Consider the following 14,090-nt stretch of genomic DNA (forward strand, 5'->3'; position numbering starts at 1 on the left):
GGGGCGCGGTGAGGGTGGACATGGTTCTTGTTCGACAGGGCGGGGCGACGCGGATAATATCCAAGTTAATGTTTGCATATTAAGGTTGTGTCATGATTTATGCAAGTAAAGAGTTGGAGAATTCAGGGGCATCGCCGACGGCGGATCGCATCCTGTTTCTGATCAAGTCCAAGGGGCCGACCTCGGCCGCCCGCCTGGCGCAGGCGCTGGATTTGACGCCCGAGGCGGCGCGCCAGCAGGTGCAGAAACTGGTCGCGGGTGGCTTGCTCGAAGGTCAGTTGGAAGCGGCTGCCGGTGTGGGCCGGCCGCGCCAGAACTGGGCGCTGACGGAGGCCGGCAACCGCCGTTTTCCCGACACCCATGCGCAGCTCACGGTGCAGCTGATCGGCACGGTGCGCCAGCTGTTCGGTGAACAAGGTCTGGACCGGCTGATCTCGCAGCGCGAAGCCGACGCCCGCACGCTGTACCAGCAGCGCTGCAACGGCAAGACCGTGGCGCAGCGCCTGGCGCAGCTCGCCGCGGTGCGCAGCGAAGAGGGCTACATGGCGCGCGTCGAGCGCGACGGCAAGGACTGGTTGTTGATCGAGGACCACTGCCCGATCTGTGCCGCGGCACGCAGTTGCCAGGGCTTCTGCCGCTCGGAGTTGTCGCTGTTCCAGGACATCGTTGGCGGTGACAGCCGCGTCACGCGCGAGCAGCATGTGCTCGCCGGTGCGTCGCGCTGTGTGTACCGCATCGAGCTGTCGCGAGGCCGGTGATGTGCGTTTGGCTGCCGGTCAGCGTTGCCGTGCGTAGCTGACGAAGGCAAAGGGCAGGCCGTTGGCCGCGGTGTGGGTTTCGCGCCGAACCTCCGCCCATCCAGGGCCGAACGTGGGTGCGAAGGCATCGCCCTCGAAGTCCTGCGCGATCTCGGTGACTTCGGCGGTGTGTGCCAGCGGCAAGGCCGCGGCGTAAATCTGTGCGCCGCCGATCACCCAGGCGTCCGCGCCTTCGGGGCACAAGGACGTGGCGTCTTCCAGTGAGGTGGCGCGGGTGGCGCCTTCGGCTTGCCAGTTCGCATCACGTGTGACGACGATATTGAGCCGGCCGGGCAGCGGGCGGAACCTTGGCGGCAACGAGTCCCAGGTCTTGCGACCCATGATCACCGGATGGCCGAGAGTGGTGCGCTTGAAATGCGCCATGTCTTCCGGCAGGTGCCAGGGCAGCGCGTTGTCCTTGCCGATCACGCCGTTGGCGGCGCGGGCGAAGATGAGGTGCAGTCGTGTCTTGGATTGATCGGCCATGCGCTTATTGTGCAGCTGGCGCCGTCTGTGCCGCCGCTGTTGCACCGCGCGAGGGCCAGAGCACGCTGGCAATCGCCATCATCACGAACGCGATCGCCACCCAGTCCTGCCAGTGCGGCACCTCGCCCACGATGAAAGTGGCGCTGAGCGTGCCCACCAGCGGAATCGCCATCACGCTCATCGCGCTGGTGGCCGGTGGCAGGTTGCGCGCCATGCCGAACCAGATCAGCTGCGCCACGCCGTAGTTGATGAACACGCCATAGACCAGGCTGATCCACATCGGCAGCGAGAAGCGCGACGGCACGGGCACGGGTTCCAGCGCCAGCGCCAACACCCAGACCACGGCGCTGCCGAGCAGCAGCATCCAGACCGTGACCACCATTGGCGAGAGCGTGAGGTGTGCGCGGCGGAACTGCAGCGTGCCCACGCCCCAGCAGAAGGCCGCACCCAGCATCCAGGCGATGCCCACAGGGCGCCCGCTCAGGCTTTGCAGCTCGTGCCACAGCAGCAGGCCGATGGCAATGGCCGCGCAGACCACCGCCAGGCGCACGCGCGGCGTGATGCGCTCGCCGAAGAACGCCGCGCCGATCAGCACGGTGAAGATCGGCATGGTGAAGCCCAGAATGGCCGCACGGCCCGAAGCCAGTTCCTGCACCCCGAAGATCGAGAGCGTGTGCCAGCCCAGCACATTGGGCAGGCCCAGCCACGCAATGGTGATCCATTCGGCGCGGTTGGGGCGCATGCGCTCGCCCTTGCGCGCCACATAGGCGAACAGCCAGAGCGCGCCCAGCATCATGGTGCTGGCGCGGAAATACAGCGGCGTGAGCTCCTGCAGCGAGAGCTTCATCATGGGCCAGTTCACGCCCCACATGAGCGTGAGCGCGAGCAAGGCCCAGAGCTGGCGGCGGGAGATCACACCGCGACCGGGGCTTTGATGGCCGGGTGGTGCTGGTAGTCGAGGATCTCGAAGTCGTCGAGCTCGTAGTCGAAGATCGACGCCGGACGGCGTTTGATGCGCAGCGTGGGGTAGGGGTGTGGCGCGCGCGCGAGCTGCGTTTCCACCTGCTCGTGGTGGTTGCTGTAGATGTGGCAATCGCCACCGGTCCAGATGAACTCGCCGACTTCCAGGTCGCACTGCTGCGCCAGCATGTGCGTGAGCAGCGCGTAGCTGGCGATGTTGAACGGCACACCCAGGAAGATGTCGGCGCTGCGCTGGTAGAGCTGGCAGCTGAGCTTGCCGTCGGCCACGTAAAACTGGAAGAACGCGTGGCAGGGCATGAGCGCCATCTTGTTCAGGTCGGCCACGTTCCAGGCGCTCACGATGATGCGGCGCGAGTCCGGGTTGGTCTTGAGCTGCTTGACCACCTCGGTGATCTGGTCGATGTGGCGGCCGTCGGGCGCGGGCCAGTTGCGCCATTGCACGCCGTACACCGGGCCCAGGTCGCCGTCGTCGCGCGCCCATTCGTCCCAGATGGTGCAGCCGCGTTCCTGCAACCACTTCACATTGCTGTCCCCGCGCAGGAACCACAGCAGCTCGACGATGATGGCCTTGGTGAATACTTTTTTCGTGGTCACCAGCGGGAAGCCTTCGTTCAGGTCGAAGCGCATCTGGTGGCCGAACACGCTGGTGGTGCCGGTGCCGGTGCGGTCGGTTTTTTGCACGCCAGTCGTGTAGACGTGGCGCATGAAGTCTTCGTACTGGGAGCGGATGGGGCGGTCGGTCATGGGGGGAATTGTGCCCGTTCCGGCTGTCCCGGGTGGAACCGGGGCATCGAGAACCCACACGCCATAATCGCCCGAAAAACCGAGACAGAGCGAGACACACGGATGATCCAGAAGACCCTTGCCGATTCCATCGCCGAACCCGAAATGATCTTCGAGTTCGCGCCGGTGGGGCTGATGGTCACGCACCAGCGCATCATCGAACGCTGCAACCGCGCCATGTCGGCGATGTTCGGTTACCCGGTGAGCGCGCTGGTGGGGAAATCCACCGAGATGCTGTACCCCTCGCACGAGGAGTTCGAGCACATTGGCGAGACCTGGGTGGCGAGCATGCGCCAGACCGGCAACCACCGCGACCAGCGCATCATGCGGCACGCCAACGGGCGCATGTTCTGGTGCTCGGTGTCGGGCCGGTCCTTCACGCCCGAGTCGCCCTTTGCCTCGGTGATCTGGGTATTCGACGACATCAGCGACAGCCGCCCGATGAACGCGCCGCTCACCGCGCGCGAACGCGAGATAGCGGCGCGCGTGATCACGGGCCTGACCAGCAAGCAGATCGCCAAGGACCTCAACGTCAGCCACCGCACGGTGGAGGCGCACCGCATGCGCCTGATGCGAAAGCTGGACGTGAACTCCACCGGCGAGCTGATCGCCCGCATCCTCGGGATGCCGCCCTCGCCTTGAAGGTTCAGGGGTGCGGCGTCGCGCCGATCAGAATGGCCGCGACGATGCAGGGCTCCGTGCCGCGCACGCTCCACGAATGCACGGTGCCGCGCTGCACCAGGATGTCCCCGGCCTTGAGCAGCGTTTCGCCGGTGTCGAGAATGGCGTGGATCTCGCCCTTGAGCACGATGATGTAGTCGATGGTGCTGGTCTTGTGGCGCATCGGGTCGTCCGAATGCTTGTCGGGTGCGTGCCCCGCGCCAATCGACTCGAAGGCCTTGGCCGCGTCCGCGCCTTTCCACATGGTGTCGGGCGGGAACTCCACGATGCGCAGGATGCTGCCCACCTGCGGCGGCTCCAGCTTCACCGGGCGCTCGGCGGCGTCCGCCGTGCCGGTGTTGTCGGCGGGTGCGGTGGTGGTCTCCCACAGGTCGGTCAAGGCCACGCCGGGCATCGACGCCATTTCCTTGATGTTGGGCGCGAGGCCATCCATGATGAAGGTCGAGCGACCCTGGGCGTCATGCCCGGTCACGACGCGGCGGATTCTCCAGGCCATGTGTGTGTCTCCGTGAGGTGGATGAAGGGTCAGTGGTTGTGGCCGGCATGGTTGCAGTTCGGCCCACAACCGATGACGTTGCCATGCAGCTTGCGCTGGCGTTCTTCGTAGTGCGCCATCAGGCCGAAGAGCTTGATGGAATCCGGTGGCGAGGTGTCGCCGCTGAACTCCTGGTACAGGTTGTTCACGGTCACGTAGATGCGTTCGGCATCGGTCCACGAATTGAATTCGCGCAGCGAGATGTCGTCCACCGCCTGTTCGAGCGTCATGCCCTGGTCGTAGCGTTTGCGCGCCTCGGCCTTCACGTATTCCAGGTAGTGCTTGAGCGCGCGCACGCCCGTTTTGTCGGTGATCGGGCCGTGGCCCGGCACGACCACGTCCACGTCCCAGCCGAGCATGAGGTCGCAGGCGCGGATCCAGTTGTCCACCGGGCCGGCCCACACGATGGGGTGGCCGCCGTTGAACAGGATGTCACCGGTGTAGACGATCTTGTCTTCGGGGATGTAGGCCAGCACATCGCCCTTGGTGTGCGCCGGTCCCACTTCCACGAGCTTTACCGTCTTGTTGCCCACCTTCAGGTCGATCTCGCCGCTGAAGGTTTTGGTGGGTGGGGTGTAGACGATGCCGCGAAAGTCGAACACGCGGCCCATGGCTTTCATGAGGAATTCGCCGCCGTCGCCCAGTTCCTTGTAGTTGCGGAAACGGTCGATCAACTTTTCGGGTGGGTGCTCGCGCATTTCGTCCGCGCAGGCCTGCGAGACGATGATCTCCGAGTCGGCCACCAGCTGGTTGCCGAAGTAGTGGTCGCCGTTGGCGTGGGTGTTCACCACCTGGCCGATGTCCAGCGCCTCGGGCACGGCGTTGCGCATGGCGTGCAGCATCTCGCGCGTGAGCTTGAGGTCGAACAGCGTGTCGACCAGCAGCGACTCGCCGCTGTCGGTCACCAGGCCGGCGTTGCTCCAGCCCCAGGTGCCGTCGGGCAGGAGCCAGGCGTAGTTGCCGTTGCCGATGTCGTGCAGTCCCTTGGTGTATTGCCATTTCATGGGTTGTCTCCTTGGTTGGGTGAACGGGGCGGATGGAGGTCAGGGCGTGCGCCAGCGCAGCAGGTATTGCTCCGCGCGCTGCAACAGGATGTTGGTGGCGTAGCCGATGGCGCCGAGCACGATGATCCCGGCATACAGGTCGGCGCTGCGGAACGAGCGCGCGGCCAGCGTGATGTTCTGGCCCAGGCCGATGGTGCCGGCCAGCATCTCGGCCACCACCGCGAGGATGAGCGAGACCGTGAGCGCCAGCCGCAGGCCCGCGAAGATGTCGGGCATGGCGTTGGGCAGGGCGATCTTCCATACCATCTCCAGCTTGGACAGGTGCAGGATGCGCGCCACCTCGACCAGCCGGGGCTCCACCGTCTTGAAGCCGTGCACCGTGTTGAGCAGCACCGGCCAGAGCGACGAGAACGCGATCGTGGTCACGATCATGCGGTCGTTCAGGCCGATCAACAGCACGAAGACCGGGATCATCGCGGAGGCCGGCAGCGGGCGGATCAGCTCCAGCGTGGGCTCGATGTAGGCGCGCAGCCGGGGCGAAAGGCCAATGGCCGCGCCCAGCGCCACGCCCGCGATCGACGCGGTGACGAAGCCCATCGCCATGCGCGAGAGCGTTTCGCGAAACGCCAGCCAGAAGTCCGCTGTGCCCATCTGGTCCCACAGCGACTCGAAGCTGCGCAGCGGTGCCGGGAAGAACACCGGCGACACCAGTTCCAGGTGCGCGGCGAGTTGCCACAGGCCCACCAGCGCGGCGAGCACGCCCAGGCTGGCGAACCACATCAGGATGCTGTTGTGACGCTTCATGACGATTGCTCCGCCCAGTTGCCCATGCGCCCGAACCAGCGCTGCTGCGCGCGCAGCAGCGAGGCGTTGAGCGCCCAGCCGATGAGGCCGATCCAGCCGATGAAGGCGAACACGCGGTCGGGCCGCATGCTCTCCTGCGCCACGATCAGCGCGTAGCCCAGGCCCATCGGGTTGGCCGTGATCTCCACCGTGACCGCCACCACCAGCGACACCGCGGCCGCCAGCCGCAGGCCGACGAAGATGCGCGGCAGCGCGGCGGGCAGGATGATCTTGGTGACGCGCTCGCGCAGGCCGAAGTTGAGCACGCGCGCCACTTCCAGCAAGCGCGGCTCGATGCCGCGCACCGCGCTCTCGGTGATGATCAGCAACGGCCAGAAGCAGGAGAAGGCCACCACGCTGCTCTCCATCTTGAAACCGTAGCCGTGGATCAGCAGCGCCAATGGAATCAGCGCCACCGAGGGAATGGGGCGCAGCGCTTCGGTGGACACGCGCATGAGTTGCGACGTGATCTGTGAGAGGCCAAAGGCCACGCCCACCAGAATGCCGGCGACCGCGCCCACGACGAGACCGCCGACCGCGCCGCCGAAGGTTTCCAGCGCGGCCTTGAACAGGCTGCCATCGGCCACGACGCCCACCGCCGCTTTGAAGATCGCGCTCGGTGACGACAGGCTTTCCGCTTTGAGCATGCCCGAGCGAGCCGCGAACTCCCAGAAGATGAGGACCGCTGCGGGGAACAACAGGCCCTTGAACACACGGGTCATCGTTGTGTTCATATCAGTGCCCCGGTGGCAGCAAATTGAAGAGGCGGTGGCGGTAGGCCAGGAAGCGTGCGTCCTCGCGCGTGGTGAGCTGGTTGCGTGGGCGCTCCAGGTCGATCGTCATCGTCTCCGACAAACGCCCTGGGTGCTTGTCCATCGAGATCACGCGGTCGCCGAGGTAGATCGCTTCTTCCAGATCGTGCGTGATGAAGACCACCGTCACGCCCGCATCCGCGCACAGCCGCGCCACCTCGTCCTGCAGCGTCTGCCGCGTCATCGCGTCGAGCGCGCCGAAGGGTTCGTCCATCAGCAGCACCTGCGGCTTCTGCGCCATGCAGCGCGCGATCTGCAGGCGCTGCTGCATGCCGCCGGAGAGCTGAATCGGGTAGGCGTCCGCGCGCTCGGCCAGGCCCACGCGTTCCAGCATGTCGCGGATGATGGGCGCGCGCTCGTGCTTCGGCACGCGGCGCGCCTCCAGCGCCAGTTCCACATTGCCCGCCACGGTGCGCCAGGGCAGCAGGGCACGCCCGTAGTCCTGGAACACCACCGCGAGCTCGGGGTCGGGCCCGTCGATCGCGCGGCCCCGGTACTGGACCTGCCCCTTCGTGGGGCTCAGCAAGCCACCCATCAGGCGCAGCAGCGTGGTCTTGCCGCAGCCCGAGGCGCCGACGATACAGACGAACTCCTTCTCATGCACCGTGAGCGAAATGCCGTTCAGGATGTTGAGGGAGCCCACGGTGAAGTCCAGTCCGGAGACGGACAGGATGGGGGCATTGGCTTGGCTCATGCAGTGGGGGCCTTGTGGTCCGAGTGGAGGGAAGGGCACGTCACTTGTAGATCAGCTTGGCCGGGTCGATCGGCTTCTTCAGCATGTCCTGGTCCATCATGATCTTGTTCCAGTTCTGCACGACTTCGGGCGTGATCACGGGGCGGAACTTCGGGTCGGGGAACTTGGCCTGCACTTCGGGCGGGAAGGGGATGTAGACCAGGTTGGCCTTGCGCACCACCGCCGGGTCTTTCGCCGCGAGCGCCGAGGCTTCTTCAATGGCGGCGCGGAAGGCCGCGACCTGCTTGGGGTTGGCGTCGGCCCACTTGCGGTTGGCCACGTGCCAGCCCGACTGCACCTCGCCTTCGAGCGCGGAGATGTAGTAAGCGACCACGCGACCGGCGTTGGTTTCCTGGGCGCGCGAAAGGAAGGGCTGCACTGCGAGGATGCCGTCGACCTGGCCGTTGCGCAGCACGTCCACGGACTGCGCGAAGGCGTTTTCGGTGAAGGTCACCTTCTTGTAGTCACCACCGTTCTCGGCCATCCATTTGCGGAACAGCACGTGCAGGAAGGCGTTGAGGCCGGGGGTGGAGACGCGCTTGCCTTCGAAGTCCTTCGCGGTCTTGATGGGGCTGTTGGGCTGCACCATGATGGCCACGTCTTCCATGCCCTTGGTGTAGTAGCCGCCGCCAGCGAGCACCACGAGGTCCAGCCCCTGTTCCACGGCCTGCATGGTGTTGGGCGCGGTGGGCGTGGCGATCTGCAGGCTGCCCGCCATCAGCGCCGCGGGCGTGGTGGCCGAGTTGGGCACCAGCTTCATCTCCACGTCCAGCCCGTGCTTCTTGAAGATGCCTTCGTTGGCGGCGACGAAGGCGTTGGCGAACGCGGTGGACGCCGAGAAACCGTAGACGATTTTCTGCGCCCACACGGGGGCGGCAGCGGCGCTCAGCAGCGTGGCCGCCGCGAGGGTGCGCACAAGGGAACGCAGGGTCACGGGAAAGTGAAACATGGCTTGTCTCCAGTTGGTTTTTTCGGTTGGGGAACGAACACTGTCACTGACGGAACACGACACGGTTCTTGAGCAGGCCGAGCTTCTGGATCTCCAGCTCGACCACATCGCCGTGTTTCAGGAATCGGCCCAGTTCCAGTCCGCATCCGCTGCCGACCGTGCCTGAACCAAAAAACTCGCCTGCGTACAAGGTCTCGTCGCGCGAGGCGTGGACCAGCACGTCTTCGAAGCGGTGGTGCATTTCGCCGCTGTTGCCGCGCGACCATTCTTCGCCGTTGACGCGCGCGACCATGGTGAGGTTGTAGGGGTCGCCCACCTCGTCGGCGGTGACGAGCCAGGGGCCGAGCACGTTGCCGGTATCGAAGTCCTTGCCCTTGGTGGGGCCGAGCGAACCCCCCATTTCTTTCATTTGCTGGTCGCGCGCGCTCACGTCGTTGAAGATCAGGTAGCCGAAGATGTGCGAGCGCGCGTCTTCCTTGCGGATGTTCTTGCCGCCCTTGCCGAGGATGGCGGCGAACTCCAGCTCGTAGTCGAGCATCTGGCAGTAGGCCGGGTTGACGATGTCCGTGCCCGTGCCCACCACCGAGAAGCGGTTGCACTTGTAGTAGATCGGCTCTTCGTACCAGACCGGCGGAATTTCCACCTTCGCCGGGTCGCGCTCGCCGTCGGTGGCGCCGAACAGGTGGCGGTTGGCGCGCGCCTGGCGGAAGTGTTTTTCGAAACACAGGAAGTCGCGCATCTGGCGCGGCTCGGGCAGCGGCGCGGCCAGCTTCACGTCGGCCAATGCGTGCGTGACGGCGACCTTGTCCAGCAACTGCCGCGCTTCTTTCAGCGCCGCTTCGCCGCCGTCGATCAAGGCCAGCATGTCGCGCATGGCGGGTGACGTCGACGACGCGGTGAAGTCCACCACGCGCTGCTCGCCTGCGAGCATGGCGCCGATGTGGCGTTGGCCGCCGGGCAAATCGAATGTGACCAGTTTCATGTGTTGTGTCTCCTGTCGTTGGGGGATTCGCCCAGGTCCCGCAGAGCGGTCTTGAGCACCTTGCCGTAGCTGTTCTTGGGCAGTTCGTCGAGCAATCGGTAGTGGCGCGGGCGCTTGAAGCGCGCGATGTTCGCAAGGCAGAGCGCGTCGAGTTCGCCGGTGTCCAGCGTCTGGCCAGGGCGCGGCACCACGTAGGCCACCACCTCTTCGCCCCATTCGCCGTGCGGGCGGCCGATCACCGCCACCTCGCGTATGCAGGGGTGGCGCAGCAGCACTTCTTCGACCTCGCGCGGGTAGATGTTGGAGCCGCCGCTGATGATCATGTCCTTGGAGCGGTCTTTGAGCGAGAGGAAACCGTCGGCATCGAGTTCGCCGATGTCACCCGTGTGCAGCCAGCCGCCACGCAGCGTGTGGTCGGTGGCTTCCGCGTTGCGCCAGTAGCCCGACATCACCGGATCGCCGCGCACCAGGATTTCGCCGGTTTCGCCGAAGGGCAGCGGTGTGCCGTCGGCTTGCGCGACGCGGATTTCCACGCTGCTCTGCGCCACGCCCACCGAGCCCATGCGCTGCGCATGGCGCGGGTGCGCGCGGTTGCCGAGGTGGTCGCGCGAGAGCGCGGTGATTGCCATCGGGCACTCGCCCTGGCCGTAGATCTGCACGAAGCGCGGCCCCATGACGGCGATCGCCTGTTCGATGTCGGCTGCGTACATCGGCCCGCCGCCGTAGACGATGGTCTTGATGCCGTCGCCGTCCAGGCCGCGCGCCACCGCGCTCTCGACCAGGCGTTTCACCATCGTGGGCGCGGCGAACATCGACACGTCGCGAAGCTCACGGGCCAGCGCGAGGATTTCGTCGGGGTCGAAGCCGCCGGACTCCGGGATCACGTGGCGCGCGCCGGCCATCACGTGCGGAATGTTGTAGAGGCCCGCGCCGTGCGACATGGGCGCGGCGTACAGGCTCGCATCGCCGCGCTGCACCGGGTCCACGTCCGCGAAGTAGCACAGCGCCATCGAGAGCAGGTTGCGGTGCGTCTGCATCACCCCCTTGGGGCGCCCGGTGGTGCCCGAGGTGTAGAACAGCCAGGCGATGTCGTCGGGGGTGCGGTGCAGGGGCTCCATCGTTTCGCCCGCGACCAGGGGCTCGTAGCCGGGCGCGTCCACGTCGATCACGGCCACCAGGGCCTGGGGATCGGGTTGCAGATCCACAGCGAGGTCGGCCGATGTGAACAGCGCTCGCGCACCACTGTCGGTCAGGATGTATTCGACCTCGCGCGCATGCAGCTTGTGGTTGATCGGTACCACCACGAGCCCGGCGGTCCAGGCGGCGTACAGGATCTCCAGGTACTGCGGGCAGTTGTGCAGAAGGAGGGCGACGCGGTCGCCCGCTTGCAGGCCCATGCGCTCTTTCAGGCAAGCGCCCAAGGCGCCGGAACGGCGCTCCAGCTCGCGGTAGTTGCACCACACGCGCGCACCCACGAGCACCGCTTCCTGGTCGGGAAAAGTCCTGGCCGAGCGCGTGAGCAGTCGAGCGACGTTCATGGAACTTTGTCTCCTGTTGCCTTGTGTGCTGCCGGGGTGCGGCACATGGCTTGTGGTTCCAAAAATTCTAGGAACGGCGCGCGGCGCGTGATAGTCGTAGGACTACCCCATGGGGTAACTACCAATGCGGGGACATTCGCGTGCGCGGCACGCGGGGCCGGCGCTCAGCGGCCGACGGAGGTGGTGACTTTGGTCAGCACCGGCGACGGCGCGGTGACGCGCTCGTCGAAGGGATGCGTTTGCAGGGAAAAGACCTGCTGGATGCGCTTGATGTAGCCCTGCGTCTCGGGATAGGGCGGCACGCCACGGTAACGGTCCACCGTGCCTTCGCCCGCGTTGTAGGCCGCGAGCACCAGCGGCACGTTGCCCTTGAAGTAGGCCAGCAGCCAGCGCAGGTACGACAGGCCGCCGCGGATGTTCTGCTCCGGGTCGAAGGGCTTGCGCACGGCAAAGCGCGCGGCGGTTTCGGGGATCAGCTGCATCAGGCCCTGCGCGTTCTTGTCCGACAGGGCGTTCACGTTGAAGTTGGATTCGGCGCGGATCACCGCGAAGGCCAGCCCGGGCTCGATGCCGAATTGCGGCGCGAGCTTGTAGACGATCTTCATGATGCGCTGCTCTTCGGGCGTGTTCACCAGCTCGCGGTAGCGCGTGGTGAGGGCCTCGGCTTCGGCGAGTTTTTTCTCCCCCTCGGCGCGCAGTTGGTCCCCGCGCTCGGCCTGCAGCACGCAGTCGGGTTTGTCGGCCTGTGCGCCCACGCGGTGGAACATGGCTTCGGCTTGCGTGTCGCCGAGCAGGGCGGCGCGCGCGAACCAGTGCGCGGCGTATCCATCGTGGCGCGGTGTGCCGCGTCCGTTGGCGTACATCCAGCCCAGGTTGTAGGCCGACACCGCATCGCCCGCCAGTGCGGCGCGGCAGTAGAGCGCGATGGCGGCATCGGTGTTGCGCGCCACGCCTTCGCCATGCTCAAGCCCTTGTGCCTGTTCGCGCCAGGCCTGGCGCTGTTCGACATCCACCGTCGCCGCGTGCGCCGATACCGCGGTGGCCACAGCCAGCGCGAGCAGCAATCGGACGGTGAAAGGGCGGAGGTTCATGGGCGGGAGAGCACGCGACCGGGGTTCATGAGGTTGTGGGGGTCCAGCGCTTGTTTGATGGACCGCATCAGACCCAGAGCCACCGGGTCTTTGTAGTGGGGCAGATGGTCGGCCTTGAGGCTGCCAACACCGTGCTCGGCACTGATGGAGCCATCGTAGCGAGCCACCGCGCCGAACACCAGATCGTTCACCCGCGATTCCTGCAAATTCAGGAACTTTTTGGCATCTTCGCCGGCGGGAGCTTGTACGTTGTAGTGCAGATTGCCGTCGCCCAGGTGACCAAAGTTCACCAGGCGCACGCCCGGGATCTCGCGCTGCAGCAAAGCGTCCGTCTCGGCGCAGAAGGCCGGGATGCGCGAGACCGGGATGCTGATGTCGTGCTTGATGTTCAGCCCCTCTTCGGCCTGCGCCAGTGGAATGCTCTCGCGGATGTGCCACAAGCCATGCGCCTGCGCCAGGCTCTCGGCCACCACCGCGTCGCTCACCAGGCCTTGCTCGAAGGCGGTTTCCAGCAGGCGCTCGAACTGGGCGCGAGCATGTTCCTCCGACTCGTTGTCGCTGTTTTCCAGCAGCACGCAGTACGGTGTGTCCTGCCACAGCGGCACGCGCAGCGCAGGGAAATGTTTGTCCACAATGCTGAGCGCGAACTGCCCCATCACCTCGAAGCCGGTGAGCCCTGCGCCGAGGTGCTGTTGCGCCAGGCCGAGCAGCGCCACGGCGGCGTCCAGCGTGGGCACCGCCGCCCAGGCGGTGAGCTGCGCGGCGGGCAGCGGATACAGCTTGAGCGTGGCCGCGGTGATCACCCCCAGGCTGCCTTCGCTGCCGATGAACAGGTCGCGCAGGTCGTAGCCGGTGTTGTCCTTGCGCAGGCCCGACAGGCCGTTCCACACGGCGCCTTGCGCGGTCACCACCTCCAGGCCCAGGCAGAGTTCGCGCGCATTGCCGTAGCGCAGCACCTGGGTACCGCCGGCGTTAGTGGCCAGGTTGCCCCCGATGGTGCAGCTGCCTTCGGCCGCCAGGCTCAGGGGAAACAGAAAACCGGCCTTTTCCGCGGTCTCTTGCAGCGACTGCAGCACACAACCCGCCTCGACCGTGAAGGTGAGGTTGGCCGGGTCGATGTGGCGCACCGCGTTCATGCGCGTGAGGCTCAGCACCACCTGCGTGCCAGTGTCGTCGGGCACGGAGCCCACCACCAGACCGGTGTTGCCGCCCTGCGGCACGAGGCTCGCACCCGCGGCCGCGCAGGCGCGCACCACGGCCGCCACTTCGGCGGTGTTGCCCGGGCGCACCACGGCCAGTGCGCGACCGTGGGCGCGTTTGCGCCAGTCCTGTTCCCAGGCGGAGAGGTCGGTGTCGGGGTCGTCGTGGGTGAGCACCTGCGACGGCCCCACGGCCTGGTGCAGCGCGGTCAGCAGGTCAACGCTCATGGCCGTGCGGAACGGGCCACGTCGGCCGCCACCGCTTCCTTGCCGGCCGCGCGCAGGCGCATGCGCACGTGCAGCGCGCAGGCCACGAACAGCGCCACGCACAGCAGCACTTCCAGGGCGGCGAGCCAGGCCGAGGTGCCCGATTCGCTGGTGGCGCGCACCACGCCTTCGGTGAAATACAGCCACACCAGCAGGCTCACCCAGCGGTAGGTGTACATGCGGTTCTTCAACAGACCGGCCAGCGGAATGGTCAGGGGCAGCACCTTGATGGCCCACCAGGAGCCGCCTTCGCGCAGCGGCGCCAGCCACAACTCCCAGGCCAGGCCGAGCACGATCAGGCCGATCAGGCTGCCCACGGCGAGCCAGCGCGTGCCGCGCAAGGCGAAAGAGGGCTCCGTCGCGGGAGACACGGAAGGGGATGCAGAGGGGGAGGAGGTGGGCATGGCAG

General features: G+C 66.4%; 16 protein-coding genes. 2 read left to right on the forward strand and 14 right to left on the reverse strand.

Annotated elements, in window-relative coordinates:
- The first annotated feature begins 92 nt into the window (after positions 1–92).
- Positions 93–758 carry a helix-turn-helix transcriptional regulator gene (locus tag FFS09_RS29530; RefSeq protein ID WP_137922472.1) on the forward strand — a complete coding sequence of 222 codons (666 nt, stop codon included), beginning with the start codon at positions 93–95 and terminating at the stop codon, positions 756–758.
- Positions 759–776: 18 nt separating this feature from the next.
- Here the strand turns inward: FFS09_RS29530 and FFS09_RS29535 are convergent, their stop codons facing one another.
- From FFS09_RS29535 to FFS09_RS29545, 3 genes are read right to left on the reverse strand one after another with little or no spacing between them, the layout of a single operon-like run.
- On the reverse strand, positions 777–1,283 hold the full coding sequence (locus FFS09_RS29535; RefSeq protein ID WP_137922473.1) for a dihydrofolate reductase: 507 nt from the start codon (positions 1,281–1,283) through the stop codon (positions 777–779).
- Between the two features lie 4 nt (positions 1,284–1,287).
- A complete protein-coding gene (locus tag FFS09_RS29540; protein ID WP_137922474.1) occupies positions 1,288–2,199 on the reverse strand; it encodes a DMT family transporter in 912 nt (303 codons plus the stop codon).
- The gene (locus FFS09_RS29545) at positions 2,196–3,008 is read right to left on the reverse strand and encodes a thymidylate synthase (protein ID WP_137922475.1); all 813 of its coding nucleotides are present in this window, start codon (positions 3,006–3,008) and stop codon (positions 2,196–2,198) included. The genes FFS09_RS29540 and FFS09_RS29545 overlap by 4 nt, the downstream gene beginning before the upstream one ends.
- Positions 3,009–3,110: 102 nt before the next feature.
- Here FFS09_RS29545 and FFS09_RS29550 point away from each other — a divergent pair, with 102 nt between their 5' ends.
- Entirely contained in the window at positions 3,111–3,689 is a 579-nt protein-coding gene (locus FFS09_RS29550) for a PAS and helix-turn-helix domain-containing protein (RefSeq protein ID WP_137922476.1), read from the forward strand.
- Between the two features lie 4 nt (positions 3,690–3,693).
- Here the strand turns inward: FFS09_RS29550 and FFS09_RS29555 are convergent, their stop codons facing one another.
- From FFS09_RS29555 to FFS09_RS29605, 11 genes are all read right to left on the reverse strand, one after another.
- Positions 3,694–4,224, reverse strand: a complete 531-nt coding sequence (locus FFS09_RS29555) for a cupin domain-containing protein (RefSeq protein ID WP_137922477.1) — start codon at positions 4,222–4,224, stop codon at positions 3,694–3,696.
- Positions 4,225–4,253: 29 nt separating this feature from the next.
- On the reverse strand, positions 4,254–5,267 hold the full coding sequence (locus FFS09_RS29560) for an MBL fold metallo-hydrolase (protein ID WP_137922478.1): 1,014 nt from the start codon (positions 5,265–5,267) through the stop codon (positions 4,254–4,256).
- Positions 5,268–5,306: 39 nt separating this feature from the next.
- Positions 5,307–6,071 carry an ABC transporter permease gene (locus FFS09_RS29565; RefSeq protein WP_137922479.1) on the reverse strand — a complete coding sequence of 255 codons (765 nt, stop codon included), beginning with the start codon at positions 6,069–6,071 and terminating at the stop codon, positions 5,307–5,309.
- Positions 6,068–6,844: an ABC transporter permease gene (locus FFS09_RS29570; RefSeq protein WP_212745180.1), complete on the reverse strand. Its 777-nt coding sequence runs from the start codon at positions 6,842–6,844 to the stop codon at positions 6,068–6,070. Before FFS09_RS29570 ends, FFS09_RS29565 begins: the two co-directional genes overlap by 4 nt.
- A 1-nt stretch (position 6,845) precedes the next feature.
- Positions 6,846–7,616, reverse strand: coding sequence for an ABC transporter ATP-binding protein (locus FFS09_RS29575; protein WP_137922480.1), 771 nt, complete (start codon positions 7,614–7,616; stop codon positions 6,846–6,848).
- 40 nt (positions 7,617–7,656) lie between these two features.
- A complete protein-coding gene (locus FFS09_RS29580; RefSeq protein WP_171020268.1) occupies positions 7,657–8,604 on the reverse strand; it encodes an ABC transporter substrate-binding protein in 948 nt (315 codons plus the stop codon).
- A 43-nt stretch (positions 8,605–8,647) separates the two neighbouring features.
- A complete protein-coding gene (locus FFS09_RS29585; RefSeq protein ID WP_137922482.1) occupies positions 8,648–9,586 on the reverse strand; it encodes a fumarylacetoacetate hydrolase family protein in 939 nt (312 codons plus the stop codon).
- A complete protein-coding gene (locus FFS09_RS29590; RefSeq protein ID WP_137922483.1) occupies positions 9,583–11,124 on the reverse strand; it encodes a class I adenylate-forming enzyme family protein in 1,542 nt (513 codons plus the stop codon). The genes FFS09_RS29585 and FFS09_RS29590 overlap by 4 nt, the downstream gene beginning before the upstream one ends.
- 164 nt (positions 11,125–11,288) lie before the next feature.
- Positions 11,289–12,215: a lytic transglycosylase domain-containing protein gene (locus FFS09_RS31465; protein WP_137922484.1), complete on the reverse strand. Its 927-nt coding sequence runs from the start codon at positions 12,213–12,215 to the stop codon at positions 11,289–11,291.
- Complete coding sequence (locus FFS09_RS29600; protein ID WP_137922485.1) at positions 12,212–13,642, reverse strand: FAD-binding oxidoreductase; 1,431 nt, start codon at positions 13,640–13,642, stop codon at positions 12,212–12,214. The genes FFS09_RS31465 and FFS09_RS29600 overlap by 4 nt, the downstream gene beginning before the upstream one ends.
- Positions 13,639–14,085 carry a DUF2069 domain-containing protein gene (locus FFS09_RS29605; protein WP_137922486.1) on the reverse strand — a complete coding sequence of 149 codons (447 nt, stop codon included), beginning with the start codon at positions 14,083–14,085 and terminating at the stop codon, positions 13,639–13,641. Before FFS09_RS29605 ends, FFS09_RS29600 begins: the two co-directional genes overlap by 4 nt.
- Between the last annotated feature and the right edge of the window lie 5 nt (positions 14,086–14,090).

The sequence above is a fragment of the Hydrogenophaga sp. 2FB genome, assembly GCF_005503365.1.
Lineage (GTDB): Bacteria > Pseudomonadota > Gammaproteobacteria > Burkholderiales > Burkholderiaceae_C > Hydrogenophaga.